This window comes from Paraburkholderia lebeckiae (genome assembly GCF_050436225.1).
GTDB lineage: Bacteria > Pseudomonadota > Gammaproteobacteria > Burkholderiales > Burkholderiaceae > Paraburkholderia > Paraburkholderia tuberum.
In genome coordinates this window covers 4,072,415-4,085,319 of sequence record NZ_JBNDLU010000002.1, presented here as the reverse complement: position 1 = coordinate 4,085,319, position 12,905 = coordinate 4,072,415, and the positions used below count along the sequence as shown (strand labels likewise).

11 protein-coding genes and 1 riboswitch are annotated in these 12,905 nt (G+C 66.6%); of the genes, 3 read left to right on the top strand and 8 right to left on the bottom strand.

The window, feature by feature from the left end; all coding sequences use genetic code 11:
• Nucleotides 1-101 precede the first annotated feature (101 nt).
• From ahcY to OKW45_RS33365, 3 genes are all read right to left on the bottom strand, one after another.
• Nucleotides 102-1,520 (bottom strand): adenosylhomocysteinase, encoded by a 1,419-nt coding sequence (gene ahcY / locus OKW45_RS33375; RefSeq protein ID WP_429473105.1) that lies wholly within the window; start codon nt 1,518-1,520, stop codon nt 102-104.
• A gap of 33 nt (nt 1,521-1,553) precedes the next feature.
• Nucleotides 1,554-1,687, bottom strand: a riboswitch (S-adenosyl-L-homocysteine riboswitch).
• Nucleotides 1,688-1,752: 65 nt separating this feature from the next.
• Complete coding sequence (locus tag OKW45_RS33370; RefSeq protein ID WP_429473104.1) at nt 1,753-2,478, bottom strand: LrgB family protein; 726 nt, start codon at nt 2,476-2,478, stop codon at nt 1,753-1,755.
• Nucleotides 2,475-2,966 (bottom strand): CidA/LrgA family protein, encoded by a 492-nt coding sequence (locus OKW45_RS33365; RefSeq protein WP_429473103.1) that lies wholly within the window; start codon nt 2,964-2,966, stop codon nt 2,475-2,477. Before OKW45_RS33365 ends, OKW45_RS33370 begins: the two co-directional genes overlap by 4 nt.
• A gap of 112 nt (nt 2,967-3,078) precedes the next feature.
• Here OKW45_RS33365 and OKW45_RS33360 point away from each other — a divergent pair, with 112 nt between their 5' ends.
• A complete protein-coding gene (locus tag OKW45_RS33360) occupies nt 3,079-4,047 on the top strand; it encodes a LysR family transcriptional regulator (protein ID WP_429473102.1) in 969 nt (322 codons plus the stop codon).
• A gap of 59 nt (nt 4,048-4,106) precedes the next feature.
• Here OKW45_RS33360 and OKW45_RS33355 read toward each other — a convergent pair whose 3' ends face one another.
• Nucleotides 4,107-5,768 (bottom strand): GMC family oxidoreductase, encoded by a 1,662-nt coding sequence (locus OKW45_RS33355; protein WP_429473101.1) that lies wholly within the window; start codon nt 5,766-5,768, stop codon nt 4,107-4,109.
• Between the two features lie 317 nt (nt 5,769-6,085).
• Between OKW45_RS33355 and OKW45_RS33350 the strand changes: the two genes are divergently transcribed.
• The gene (locus OKW45_RS33350) at nt 6,086-7,774 is read left to right on the top strand and encodes an isovaleryl-CoA dehydrogenase (protein WP_429473100.1); all 1,689 of its coding nucleotides are present in this window, start codon (nt 6,086-6,088) and stop codon (nt 7,772-7,774) included.
• 109 nt (nt 7,775-7,883) lie between these two features.
• Complete coding sequence (locus OKW45_RS33345; RefSeq protein ID WP_429473099.1) at nt 7,884-9,302, top strand: coniferyl aldehyde dehydrogenase; 1,419 nt, start codon at nt 7,884-7,886, stop codon at nt 9,300-9,302.
• A 748-nt stretch (nt 9,303-10,050) separates the two neighbouring features.
• Here the strand turns inward: OKW45_RS33345 and OKW45_RS33340 are convergent.
• The 4 genes from OKW45_RS33340 to fliS all read right to left on the bottom strand — a co-directional run bounded on the left by OKW45_RS33340 (nt 10,051) and on the right by fliS (nt 12,664).
• A complete protein-coding gene (locus OKW45_RS33340) occupies nt 10,051-10,410 on the bottom strand; it encodes an EscU/YscU/HrcU family type III secretion system export apparatus switch protein (protein ID WP_429473098.1) in 360 nt (119 codons plus the stop codon).
• The gene (fliK, locus tag OKW45_RS33335) at nt 10,410-11,816 is read right to left on the bottom strand and encodes a flagellar hook-length control protein FliK (protein WP_429473097.1); all 1,407 of its coding nucleotides are present in this window, start codon (nt 11,814-11,816) and stop codon (nt 10,410-10,412) included. Before fliK ends, OKW45_RS33340 begins: the two co-directional genes overlap by 1 nt.
• A 90-nt stretch (nt 11,817-11,906) precedes the next feature.
• Nucleotides 11,907-12,233 carry a flagellar protein FliT gene (locus tag OKW45_RS33330; RefSeq protein WP_018418741.1) on the bottom strand — a complete coding sequence of 109 codons (327 nt, stop codon included), beginning with the start codon at nt 12,231-12,233 and terminating at the stop codon, nt 11,907-11,909.
• Complete coding sequence (gene fliS, locus OKW45_RS33325) at nt 12,230-12,664, bottom strand: flagellar export chaperone FliS (protein WP_429473096.1); 435 nt, start codon at nt 12,662-12,664, stop codon at nt 12,230-12,232. Before fliS ends, OKW45_RS33330 begins: the two co-directional genes overlap by 4 nt.
• Nucleotides 12,665-12,905 lie beyond the last annotated feature (241 nt).

Here is a 12,905-nt window from a genome sequence, read left to right as displayed (position 1 = left end):
GCGCATTGCGCGCCGCCCCGAGATCGGACCGTCAAGCTTCTAGTGCCGCCCGCGTGGCCGGGCGCGCGAATGCGCGCATGGAGCCGCGGACGGCCGCGTGCTTAATAGCGGTAGTGGTTCGGCTTGAACGGACCGTTCTTGTCGACGCCGATGTAGCCGGCCTGCGCGTCGGACAGCACGGTCAGGTTCGCGCCGATGCGCGCCAGATGCAGACGCGCGACCTTCTCGTCGAGATGCTTCGGCAGCACGTACACCTTGTTTTCGTACTTCGCGCCCTGAGTGAACAGTTCGATCTGCGCGAGCGTCTGGTTCGTGAACGAGTTCGACATCACGAACGACGGGTGGCCCGTCGCGCAGCCGAGGTTCACGAGGCGGCCTTCGGCCAGCAGGATCACGCGCTTGCCGTCCGGGAAAATGATGTGGTCGACTTGCGGTTTGATGTTTTCCCACTGGTACTGACGGGTCGACGCGACGTCGATTTCCGAGTCGAAGTGGCCGATGTTGCAGACGATCGCGTTATGACGCATCGCCTTCATGTGATCGTGGTTGATCACGTGGTAGTTGCCGGTCGCGGTCACGAAGATGTCGGCCTTGTCGGCCGCGTATTCCATCGTCACGACGCGGTAGCCTTCCATCGCCGCTTGCAGCGCGCAGATCGGATCGATTTCGGTGACCCACACGGTCGCGCCCAGACCGCGCAGCGATTGCGCGCAGCCCTTGCCCACGTCGCCGTAACCGGCCACGACCGCGATCTTGCCCGCGATCATCACGTCGGTCGCGCGCTTGATGCCGTCGACGAGCGACTCGCGGCAGCCATACAGGTTGTCGAACTTCGACTTCGTGACAGAGTCGTTGACGTTGATGGCCGGGAACGGCAGGCGGCCTTCCTTCTCCATCTGATACAGACGGTGCACGCCGGTGGTGGTTTCTTCGGTGACGCCCTTGATCGCCGCGAGGCGCTTCGAGTACCACGTCGGGTCGATCTCGAGGTGCGCGGCGATCGACTTGTACAGCGCGACTTCTTCCTCGTTGGTCGGCTTGCCGATCACCGAGCGGTCTTTTTCGGCCTTCGAGCCGAGGATCAGCAGCAGCGTCGCGTCGCCGCCGTCGTCGAGGATCATGTTGGCGAACTCGCCGTTCGGCCATTCGAAAATGCGGTGCGAGAACTCCCAGTATTCATCGAGCGATTCGCCCTTGAACGCGAACACCGGCGTGCCGGCCTGCGCGATCGCGGCGGCGGCATGGTCCTGAGTCGAGAAGATATTGCACGAGGCCCAGCGTACGTCCGCGCCGAGCGCGGTCAGCGTCTCGATCAGCACGCCGGTCTGGATCGTCATGTGCAGCGAGCCGGCGACGCGCGCGCCCTTCAGCGGCTGCTGCGCCTTGTACTCATCACGGGTCTGCATGAGGCCGGGCATTTCGGTCTCGGCGATCGTGAGTTCCTTGCGGCCCCAAGCGGCGAGCGACATGTCGGCGACAACGTAATCCTGGTTCTGGGAATCGATGACTGCGGCGTTCATCACGCCCTCCTTTCTAAGAAATTGACTAGAAATGTGACGTGAGCGCGGTTTGAGGCAGCGTTCGGAATCGCGCAAGCGCGTTCCGTGCTGCCAATTGAAGCCTTCGAGCCTGGCGGGCGGCCGGCGAATGCGGATTCGCGGTACCCGTCGCAACGCTCCTCGAAGACGAACGGCGATTGTAGCAAATCGAGATGACTTCGGCGCGCGCCGGATGGTGCGGCAGCGCGCTGGTTCAGATCGGCAGCAGCCCCAGTATCGGTGCGAGCAGCACCATGGCGACGCCGGCGATCATCATGGTCAGGCTGGACACTACGCCCTCCTCGCTGCCGAGCTCGCGTGCCTTCGCGGTGCCGACGCCGTGCGCGGCCGCGCCGAACAGCGCGCCGCGCGCGAGCCGCGTGCGCAGCGGCACGAACGCGAGCACGATTTCGCCGAACAGCATGCCGCAGACGCCGGTCGCGATCACGAACAGCGCGGTCAGGTCCTTCGGCGCGTGAATCCTGTCGGACACCGCGAGCGCGAATGGCGTCGACACCGAACGCGTCATCAGGCTGCGCTGCAAGTCTGGCGACAGGTGCAGCAGCTTCGCGAGCATCAGCGAGCCGCCGACGCCGACCAGAATGCCCACCGTCACGCCGACGGTCAGCGAGATCCAGTGGCGCTTCAACAGTGCGCGGTACTCGTAGATCGGCACGGCGAACGCGACCGTCGCGGGGCCGAGCAGCCACATCAGCCAGCGCGTGTCCTCGAAGTAAAGCGAATACGGAATGTGCGCGAGTACGACGATCGCGACCAGCGCGGCCGGCACCGTCAGCATCGGCGTGAGCCACGGCGAGCGCACGCGCGCATACAGCGCCTTCGACGCGAAGTACAGCGCAATCGTCAGCACGAGGCAGCCGGCCGCGATCAGGCGCGAGGCGTCGTCGGCCAACAGCGAAGCAAACGGGAGCGGGTTCATCGGCACTCGCGCGACAGACTGCCTGCCTTACGCGCAACCCGCACGCGGCGCAGCGCGAAACGCCGTTCGACGCGCGCGGCCTGATCGACAGCGAACGCCACCGCGACCATCACCATCAGCGTGCCGGCGATCACCACCAGCGCGAGGCGCCAGCCGTCCGCGCGGAACAGGCCGCCGTATTGCACGGCGGCGACCGCCGCCGGAATGAAGAACAGCAGCATGTCGGACAGCAGCCAGTCCGCGCCGGCCTTGACCCAGCGCGGCGCGATACCGCCGCAGAACAGCAGCGCGAGCAGCACGACGAGGCCGACCACGCCGCCCGGCACCGGCAGATGCAGCCGCCGCACGATGAAATCGGCGCCGATCCACAGCGCCGCGATCGCGGCGCTTTGCACGGCGATGCGTGCGACACGGCCGCAGCCACCCGCGTCCCCACTTGAACCGCCACCGGCGGGACGCGCGGAACGGGCGAAAACTGGCGCGGACATGAAATCCCCTGGCTGGCGTGGAAGGCACTTAGTATGGGGCCAGCCGCGCCATAAACAAAATGACTTACAATCATCGAGACCATTCCAAACTGGAATTCTGGAGGCCACGCCCATGGAACTCCGCGCGCTGCGCTATTTCGTCGAAGTGGTCCGTCGACAAAGCTTCACCGTCGCCGCTGAGCAGATGTTCGTCACGCAGCCGACCATCAGCAAGATGGTCAAGTCGCTGGAAGACGAAATCGGCTCGCCGCTGCTGCTGCGCGACGGCCGCCAGATGGTTCTCACCGACGTGGGCCGGATCGTCTATCAGCGCGGCCAGGACGTGCTCGCCGCGCACGCGCAATTGCAGGCCGAGCTGAACGATCTCGACACGCTCGGGCGCGGTGAACTGGCAATCGGCATTCCGCCGATGGGCGGTGCGCTCTTCACACCCGCAATCGCCGCGTTCCGCCAGCGCTATCCGAAGATCGAGCTGAAGCTGTTCGAGCAGGGCTCGCGCGCGATCGAATCCGCGCTGATCAACGGTGAACTGGAACTGGGCGGTGTGTTGCAGCCGGTCGACCCCGACAACATCGACGTGCTGCCGATGTCGCGCGAGCTGTTGTGGCTCGTCGCGCGCGCCGGCTCGCGCTGGGATGCGTTGAACGAGGTGCCGCTCGCCCAACTCGCCAATGAGCCGTTCGTGTTTTACGGCGAAAGCCTCGCGCTGAACGACGTCGTGTTGAACGCGTGTCGCGCGGCGGGATTTGCGCCCGCGATCGTCGGACGCAGCGCGCATTGGGACTTCATGGCGGCGCTGGTGCTGGCTGGCGTCGGCATCGCGCTGCTGCCCGCGCCCTATTGCCGGCGGCTCGATCCCGCGCAGTTCACCTGCCGCCCGGTCGTCGAACCGGAGATCCCATGGGAAATGGCGATCGGCTGGCGCCGCAACGGCTATCTGTCGCACGCGGCGCGCGCATGGCTCGACGTCGCGCGCGAAACGCTGCCGACACACGCCAGCGACGATTTCATACTCGGACCGGGGATCGGCTTTAACGGAATCGCAGCGCCGCAAGGAGCTCTGCCACCCTCAGGCGAGTGACGGGCGGCGTCCGGCCGCGTTACGCCGCTCGCGTTTGCCGACCTCCTTGCAAACGGCGATCAAACCGCCTGCGCCGGCACGTCACCTGCGTTCGGGGGCGTCACCGTCGCCGACCTGGCCGCTCCGTCTCGCCGGCTCGTCGCGATCAAATCCGCCGCCCGTTCGCCGATCATCACCGTCGGCGAATTGGTGTTGCCGCCGATCAGGGTCGGCATGACCGACGCATCGACGATCCTCAACCCCGTCACGCCGCGCACGCGCAATTGCGGCTCGATGACCGAGCGTGCATCGCCGCCCATCCGGCAGGTCGCGACCGGGTGATAGATCGTGTCCGCGCGCTCGGCGATCGTCCGGCGCAGCTCCGCATCCGATTGCCCCGGCCGCGTGTACAACTCCTCGCCGCCGTGCAGCGCGAGCGACGGCGCGCCGAGAATGCGCCGCGCCATCTTCACGCCCTCGACGAGCAGATCGAGATCGCGCGCATCGCTCAGAAAGCGCGGATCGATCAGCGGCGCGACACGCGCATCGGCGCTCGCGAGCGTCACGGTGCCGCGGCTATGCGGACGCAGCACGCATACATGCAGCGAATAGCCGTGGCCCCAGTGCATATGGCGGTTGTGATCGTCGACGATCGCCGCGCAGAAATGCAGTTGCAGATCGGGCCGCGCGAGCGTCGGCCGGCTCTTCAGAAAACCGCCCGCCTCGGCGACGTTGCTCGACAGCATGCCGCGCCCATGTCGCATGAAGGTCACGAATTGCGGCAGCATCCGCGCGATGCCGCGCACCGAAAAACCGGTGGGCTCGATCGACCTCACGCGCTTGATGATTGTGAAATCGATGTGATCGATCAGGTTCTGGCCGACCTCGGGCGCATCGTGCAGCACGTCGATGCCGAGCGAGCGCAGATGCGCGGCCGGCCCGATGCCCGAGCACATCAACAGTTGCGGCGAGTTGAACGCCCCAGCGGCGAGCACGACCTCGGCGCGCGCCGCGAGCGTTTCGGTGCGGCCGCCGCGCACGATTTCGACGCCGCTCGCGCGCTTGCCGTCGAACACGACGCGCAGCACGGTCGCGTCGGCCATCGTGTGCAGATTCGCGCGCGGCCGGTCGTAGATGTACGCGCGCGCGACGCTGCAACGGCGCCCGTCACGTTGCGTGACTTGATAGAAGCCGATGCCTTCCTGGTCCGCGCCATTGAAGTCGTCGTTCGCTTGGTAGCCCGCTTCGAGCGCGGCCTGCACGAAGCGCCTGGAAAACGGATTCCTGAAGCGCAGATCGGACACGGTCAGCGGACCGGCCTCGCCATGCCACGCATCGGCGCCGCGCTCGTTGTCTTCGGCGCGGCGGAAATACGGCAGCACCTCGGCCCACGACCAGCCGTCGCAGCCGAGCCGCGCCCACTCGTCGTAATCGAGCGGATGGCCGCGCGTGTAGATCATCGCGTTGATCGCGCTCGATCCGCCGAAACCGCGTCCGCGCGGCAGATACCCTTGGCGACCGGCGAGCCCCGGTTGCGGCGTGGTCAGGTAGCCGTAGTTGGTCTTCAGTCTGTTCGGCACCACGGCCGCGACGCCGACCGGCATGTTCACCAACAGATTGCGCCCGGTATGCGGACCGGCCTCGATCAGCGCGATGGTCGCGTCGGGACAGCTATCGGCGAGACGGCTCGCGAGCGTGCAGCCGCCCGAGCCCGCACCGACGACGATGTAGTCATATTGCATGCGCTCCTCCTGATGGGCCGCGTTGCTCGCGGACCCTGTCTCGTGCACACTTGTCTACGTGTGTTTTCTGCGCATTGTAGGGAGCGTATTGGGGCTGCGGCGGCCTCCTGACAGAACGAATCCTCTAAACGCCGGCGGCAAACGCGCCCCTATGATGAAAGGCGCGCACGTCCCGCGCGCGGCTTCCAGACATGGCGCGACGCGCGCCCACCGTCCGGCATGCGGCATCACGCGCGGCGCTCGAACAGATGCGTCGAAGCGCATCGCGGATGCCGTCGGCAAAGCGGCGCACAATAGTGAAGGCACGGAGACAGCATATGGAACGGCACGGCTTCGGCCAGACTCACGAGGTGACGAATCAGGCACCGCCGCTCGCGGACTACAACCTGTTCGCGAGCGACGCCGCTTTGAGCGAGGCTGTCGATCGCGACGGTGCGAGCTGGCATCGCGAGGCGCTGCTGCGACACGGCGCGACGCTGACGACGCCCGACACGCTCGCGCTCGCGGAGCTCGCCAACCGCCATACGCCGGAGCTGATCACGCATAGTCCGCGCGGCGAGCGCATCGACGCACTCGAGTTCCATCCCGCGTGGCATGAACTGCTCGCGCTGCTGCGCCGCGAAGGGCTACAAGCGCTTCCGTTCGCCGAGCCGCGAAGCGGCGCGATGGCCGCGCGCTGCGCCGGCTACTTCATGCATGCGCAGATCGAATCCGGCTCGCTGTGCCCACTGACGATGACATTCGCGAGCATTCCGGTGTTGCGGCGCGAATCCACGTTGTTCGGCACGCTGCGCGATCAGTTGTACACACGCGAGCACGATCCGCGCGACGTGCCGCTCACGCAAAAGCGCTCGGCGATGATCGGCATGGGCATGACCGAGAAACAGGGTGGCTCCGACGTGCGCAGCAACCGGACGCACGCCCATGCGTTCGACGGTGCCGGCGGACGCGGCGGCGCCTACCGGCTCGTCGGTCATAAATGGTTCTTCTCGGCGCCGCAGTGCGACGCGCATCTGGTGCTCGCGCGCACCGACACGCACGAGGGGCTGTCGTGCTTTTTCGTGCCGCGCTTCGCGCCGGACGGCAGCAAGAACGCGGTGCAGATCCAGCGTCTGAAGGACAAGCTCGGCAATCGCTCCAACGCAAGCAGCGAAGTCGAATTTCTCGACGCGTACGGCGTGATGATCGGCGACGAAGGACGCGGCGTGCCGACCATCATCGAAATGGCGAGCTACACGCGGCTCGACTGCGTGATCGGCAGCGCCGCGCTGATGCGTGCCGCGCTCGTGCAGGCGGTCCATCATGCGCGGCATCGCAGCGCGTTCGGCCGGCACCTTGCCGAGCAGCCGCTGATGCGTAACGTGCTCGCCGATCTCGCGCTCGAATCCGAAGCGGCTACGGTGCTGTTCATGCGTCTCTCGCGCGCGTTCGAGGAATCCGCCGACGCGTCGTCGGCTTCATCGGCCGAACGCGCCTGGCGGCGCATCGTTACGCCTGCCGCGAAGTACTGGGTCTGCAAGCGCGCGCTCGAATTCACCGGCGAGGCGATGGAAGTCTGGGGCGGCAACGGCTACGTCGAAACCGGGCCGATGGCGCGCTTCTATCGCGAGGCGCCGGTCAACTCGATCTGGGAAGGCTCGGGCAACGTGATGTGCCTCGACGTGCTGCGCGCGATGGAGCGCGAGCCGCAGGCCGCGCAAGCGCTGTTCGCCGCCTGGCAGGACGTCGCGCGCGCGCATCCGGCGTTGGGCGCGGCACTCGCGCGCCTCGCCGCGACGCTGCACGGACCGGCCGAACAGCGCGAGGCGTCGGCACGACGTATCGCGCAGCAGATCGTGCTGATCGCGCAGGCGACGCTGCTCGCGCAGCACGCGCCCGCCGGGGTCGCCGACGCGTTCATCGCGACGCGTCTCGCCGACGGCTGCGGCGAAAGCGGCCGCGTGTACGGCACGCTGCCGGCCACGTTCGATCATGCGGCGATCGTCAAGCGCGCCTTTCCCGGGTAAGCGCGGCGGGCGCGCAAACCCCGAGCGCACCGCTCGCAACTCCGACTCAACCTCAAACCAATATAAGCGCGCTCGACGCGCACGTTCATCCATCTGGGAGTGGACTCACATGAAGAACGATGTGCCGGAGGTCGCCGCGCTCGAAGCACTGTTGCGCGATCAACGTCATGCGTATCTGCGCGCGCCGTATCCGTCGTGGGACACGCGCGCGACGCATCTGCGTGCGCTGCGCAAGCTGATGCTCGACAATCGCGACGCGCTCGCCGACGCGATGCACGCGGACTTCGGCAATCGCGCGAAGGAAGAAGTGCTGCTCGCCGAATTCCTGCTCGTGAAGGAAGAGATCGACGCCGCGCTGCGTCACGGCAAGCGCTGGATGAAAGCGCAGCGCCGCCGCACCAACAAGTGGCTGCTGCCGGCGCGCGCGAAGGTGGTGCCGCAGCCGCTCGGCGTGGTCGGCATCATCGTGCCGTGGAATTATCCGGTGCTGCTCGCGGTCGGCCCGTTGATCAGCGCGCTGACGGCCGGCAATCGAGCGATCATCAAGATGTCCGAGCTGACGCCGCGCACCTCGGCGCTATTCGAGCTGCTGATCGGTCAGACGTTCGCGCGCACTCACGTCGCGGTCGTCAACGGCGATGCGGCGCTCGCGGCCGCGTTCAGCGCGCTGCCGTTCGATCATCTGCTGTTCACCGGCTCGACGAAGGTCGGTCACGAAGTGATGCGCGCGGCGGCCCAGCATCTGACGCCGGTCACGCTCGAACTCGGCGGCAAGTCGCCGGCGCTGATCGGCGCGCATGCGCGTTTCGACAACGCGGTCGACAATCTGATCGCCGGCAAGACGCTGAACGCGGGGCAGACCTGTGTGGCGCCTGACTACGTGCTGGTGCCGCGCGGCAAGGAGCAGGCGTTCATCGAACGGGCGCGCGTGCGGATGGCGAGGATGTATCCGGACTTCGCGCAGAACCCGGATTACACGTCGATCATTTCTTCGCGGCACTTCGAGCGGCTCGAACGTCTCGCCGACGAAGCGTGGGCCGCGGGCGCGCAATTGCATGCGCTGACCAACGCGACGCCCGATGCCGCGAGCCGGCGCTTTCCTCTGATCGCCGTGACTGGCGCGCCGGACGAATGCGCGCTGATGCAGGAGGAGATTTTTGGGCCGCTGTTACCGCTCGTGCCGTACGACACGCTCGACGACGCGATCGCGTGGATCAATGCGCGGCCGCGGCCGCTGGCGCTTTATCTCTATGCCGACGATGCGCGGACGGTTGAGCGTGTCACGCATGAAACGATCGCCGGCGGCATGGCGGTTAACGAGACGCTGATGCATCTGGCATGTGAGAGTTTGCCGTTCGGCGGGGTCGGGGCGAGTGGGATGGGGGCTTACCACGGGTATGAGGGGTTCGTTACTTTTTCCAAGATGAAGCCCGTGCTCGTGCAGGCGCGGTTGAATGCGCGCGGGTTGATCTCGCCACCGTACGGTAGACGCGTGAACGCGGTGTTGAAGTTGATGATGAGGTTCTGATTTAGCCCCTGGGCGGGGTGAGGCCTTTTCCGTTGTTCTGGCTTTGTTGGCCTTTCCTTGCATTCTTGTCGGTCTATTAGCGTTGCCCCTGTGCGGGGCGGGGCTTTTTCCGTTGTTCGGGCTTTTTTGGCCTTTCCTTGTTGTCTTGTCGGTCTATTAGCGTTGCCCCTGTGCGGGGCGGCACCTACTTTCTTTGCTGCTGCAAAGAAAGTAGGCAAAGAAGACAGCTAAAACCGCCAGCTCATAAGCGGGTCCCCTGGCTTGGGAGGGGTAGTGGTGCATCTGGAATCCGTGCCCCCGCACATTCCCCGTTAGTGACAAGGCCGTCATCCCTCCCACTCCGCACTACGTGCGTCGCGGACGGGTCTGCCTGGGAAACCAATGGTTTGGCCCGCGCAGCGGGGGCCGTCGGCTGCGCCTCGGCGATGCGCCGAAACAACCGGTGGTTTGGGAACGGGGTTTCGGCGCGCGTAGCGCCGCCGGAAGAATGACAGCCTTGTCACTGGCGCCGAATGTGCGGGAGCACGGATTCCAGATGCACCACTACCTTCTGCAGACCGAGGGACCCGCTTATGAGCTTGCGGTTTTAGCTGTCTTCTTTGCCTACTTTCTTTGCAGCAGCAAAGAAAGTAGGTGCCGCCCCGCACAGGGGCAACGCTAATAGACCGACAACAAAGCAAGGAAAGGCCAACACCGCCAGAACAAAGACAAAAAAGCGCCCGCCCTGCCAAAGGGCAACCACACACCTTCAGTGATCCGCAGTACTACCACCGCCAGGCACATCAGTAGCAACAACATCAACCACATCCGGCGCGCCAGCGCCATCGCCCGGCTCAGCATCAGCCCCACTCTCGAGCCGATGCAACCAGGCCAGCAACTCGGCGACAGCCTGATAAAGCTGCGGTGGAATCCGCGCATCCAGATCGACTTGCATCAGCAGCGACACCATCTCGGGCGCCTCATGCACATACAGCCCAGCCTCCTTCGCGCGCTGCACGATCATCTCGGCGAGCAGCCCATATCCCTTGGCGACCAGACGCGGGGCGGGCTCACCGCCATGAGCGTCATAAACAAGCGCAGCCGCGCTGCGACGATGGGTGCGGCTCATCAGATATCCCAATCGAAGTCGTCGTGCGATGCAGCGCCCGACGCCGACGTGGCCACGGCCGCCGACGCCGACCGTGCATACGCGCCCGCGGCCTGCGCACCCGCCGCGGAGGTGCCCGCCGCAGTATTGCCAGGCACACCGCCGCCGATCTCGCGAATCGTCAATCCCTGCAGCTCGATCCCCGCCGCCGCGAGCCGCTGACGGAAACCGTCCCCCTGCGTCGCGAGCCGCGCGGCGCCCCGCGGGCTCGCCTGCACGCGCGCGGTCAGCCGCGTGCCGGTCAGCGTCAGTTCGGCATCGACGGTGCCGAGCGTCGGCAGCGACAGCGTCAGGCGCGTGCGCCACGGCTGGTCGTCCTCGCTCGCGAGGCCGCCGCCGCTGCGGTCCCATTCGTCGCCATCCTGCTCGATCGTCCAGTCCACGCGCGCGCCGGGCCACGCCTCGCCGGTCCAGCGGAACTGTCCGGTCGCGAGCAGATCGAGCTGCTGGCGCACGAGCGGCACCGTCGCCGGATGCACCGCCGCCGCCATCGCCTGCGCGTTCTGCGACGAGCCTGCATCGGCCGCCTGGGACGCCGCGCTGTGCAGCCCCGCGTGTGTGGACTGGCCATTCAGGTCGGACACCGAGCTGGCCAGCAGCTCACCCGCGACGAGTCGCGCGGCCTGCGCGGTCAGGATCGACGGCATCGCGTGCATGGCAGGGTTGTTCCCGGCAACGTTCGGCGCGCCGCGTGGCGTTGCCTCAGGGGCGCCGTTCGCCGAAGCGGACCGCGCGCTCGCGTCGCCAGCGTCGGCGCTCCAGTCGGGAGGCAATTGAGAATCCGCGACGAGCTGGTTCTGCGCCTCGTTCGCCAGTTGCGCCGGCGAACGCTGGCCGACCAGCCACGCCGCGAGATGCGCCTCGTAGAACAGGCCGGTGTCGGCGACCGTCTGTTGCAGCGCGGCCGCGAGCGCCGCGACCGGCACTTCGGTCGCCGCCACGCTCGCGGTGGCGGCCGCGGTTGCGTTGGCGGCAGCGTTGGGATTGGTATTGCTGTTGGCAGCAGCGGCGGAATCGCCGGCAGCGAAATTGACTGGTGCGGCGCCCGCCGCGTCGGTCAGCGGCAAGCTTTCGATGGCGACGTCGAGCGCCGGCGCGGCCGCCCAGATCGGCGCGCGGCCGAGCACCGCCGGTGTGGCCTCGCCGCCTGAGTGCGCAATCGCATTCAGCGTCAGCGCGACGGCCGATAGCGCGGTTTGCGCGGACGACTGGGGCGCGGGCGTCACGTTCCCAGGCGCCGCGGGAACCGCGGTATCGACGCCGGCCGCGCCGGTCTGCGAGGTGGTCGCGGTTCCCGGCGCGATGCTGAGCAGGCTGTCGACCCGGCTCGACAGCACCGAAGCGAGGGCCGAATCGATTCCGTTCATGCCGGTTCCTTGGTCGCATCGGCGGCAACGCGCGCGATGCTCTGATTGCTCCGATCCTTCAGACGCGTGCGGCGTGGCGCCCGCTCGCGCTCAGCGCGCCCCGTACAACTCCTTCAGCACTCGCGTCGACCGGCCGGCGAACAGCGCCGACAGATGCGCCATGCACGGATTCGCGAGGTCGCGGATCGCCGCGTCGTCGGCGAGGATCTGGCGGATCAGCGCGTACTTGCGCAGGCGTTCGGCCTCGTCGAGCTTGACGCCCACGTCGGCTTCGCGCAGCGCTTCGACGAGCTGCCGATACTCTTCCTGCAAGCGCGCCAGGTCGTTCCACAGTGCGCGACGGGCCGCGATCAGCATGCGGCAGGACAGCGCGGCAACCGCCTCGTAGCGGGCAAAATATTCTGCGTTCGATGTCATCTCAGGCTTTCCGCGGCTGGCTGTGCTGCCATCCGCGCGATCTGCGGGGCTATCCCGATCCATGCCTCTTCAAGCGTCGCGAGCAGATGGTCCACCTCCACGAGCATCGCCTCGCTCTGATTGATATTGGCTTGCAACAGTCGACGCGCCATATAGTCGTACAAAGCATTGAGCCGTTCGGCGATTTCGCCGCCCACCTCGAGGTTGAGCGACTGCTGCAGCCCGCTTTCGATGATCCGGATCGCCTTGCTGATCGCCATGCCACGCTCGGCCACGTTGCCCTGCTGCAAATGCATGCGGCTTTGCGCGATCGCCTGACGTGCGCCCTGGTACAGCAACACGATCAGACGATGCGGACTTGCGCCCATCACGGATGTCTCGATGCCGACACGCGCATACGCGTTGGCTCCAGCGTGTCCTTGGGAAAACATCGGCGCTCCTCCTCTGATACTGGCTGCGGTTATGTCGTGGCGTGGCCGCGCGGCGCGTCGCCGCGCCGGTTGCTGACCTGTACTTGGGTTATCGGATGCGCGACGACAAAGCTTTAGTCCGGTGTAAGGAGGATCGAAGGCGCCGCTGGGCGGGCACGGGAAACACGGCACGAAGCCGCCGGCGCAAGCGCCGGCAGCGGCGTGCCGGATCGTCGGACCGGACTCGTGTGGACCTTCATTC

Bases quoted from the DNA above. Each gene is read 5' to 3' on its own strand.
- ahcY (WP_429473105.1), bottom strand. From the start codon at position 1,520: ATGAACGCCGCAGTCATCGATTCCCAGAACCAGGATTACGTTGTCGCC.
- OKW45_RS33370 (WP_429473104.1), bottom strand. From the start codon at position 2,478: ATGAACCCGCTCCCGTTTGCTTCGCTGTTGGCCGACGACGCCTCGCGC.
- OKW45_RS33365 (WP_429473103.1), bottom strand. From the start codon at position 2,966: ATGTCCGCGCCAGTTTTCGCCCGTTCCGCGCGTCCCGCCGGTGGCGGT.
- OKW45_RS33360 (WP_429473102.1), top strand. From the start codon at position 3,079: ATGGAACTCCGCGCGCTGCGCTATTTCGTCGAAGTGGTCCGTCGACAA.
- OKW45_RS33355 (WP_429473101.1), bottom strand. From the start codon at position 5,768: ATGCAATATGACTACATCGTCGTCGGTGCGGGCTCGGGCGGCTGCACG.
- OKW45_RS33350 (WP_429473100.1), top strand. From the start codon at position 6,086: ATGGAACGGCACGGCTTCGGCCAGACTCACGAGGTGACGAATCAGGCA.
- OKW45_RS33345 (WP_429473099.1), top strand. From the start codon at position 7,884: ATGAAGAACGATGTGCCGGAGGTCGCCGCGCTCGAAGCACTGTTGCGC.
- OKW45_RS33340 (WP_429473098.1), bottom strand. From the start codon at position 10,410: ATGAGCCGCACCCATCGTCGCAGCGCGGCTGCGCTTGTTTATGACGCT.
- fliK (WP_429473097.1), bottom strand. From the start codon at position 11,816: ATGAACGGAATCGATTCGGCCCTCGCTTCGGTGCTGTCGAGCCGGGTC.
- OKW45_RS33330 (WP_018418741.1), bottom strand. From the start codon at position 12,233: ATGACATCGAACGCAGAATATTTTGCCCGCTACGAGGCGGTTGCCGCG.
- fliS (WP_429473096.1), bottom strand. From the start codon at position 12,664: ATGTTTTCCCAAGGACACGCTGGAGCCAACGCGTATGCGCGTGTCGGC.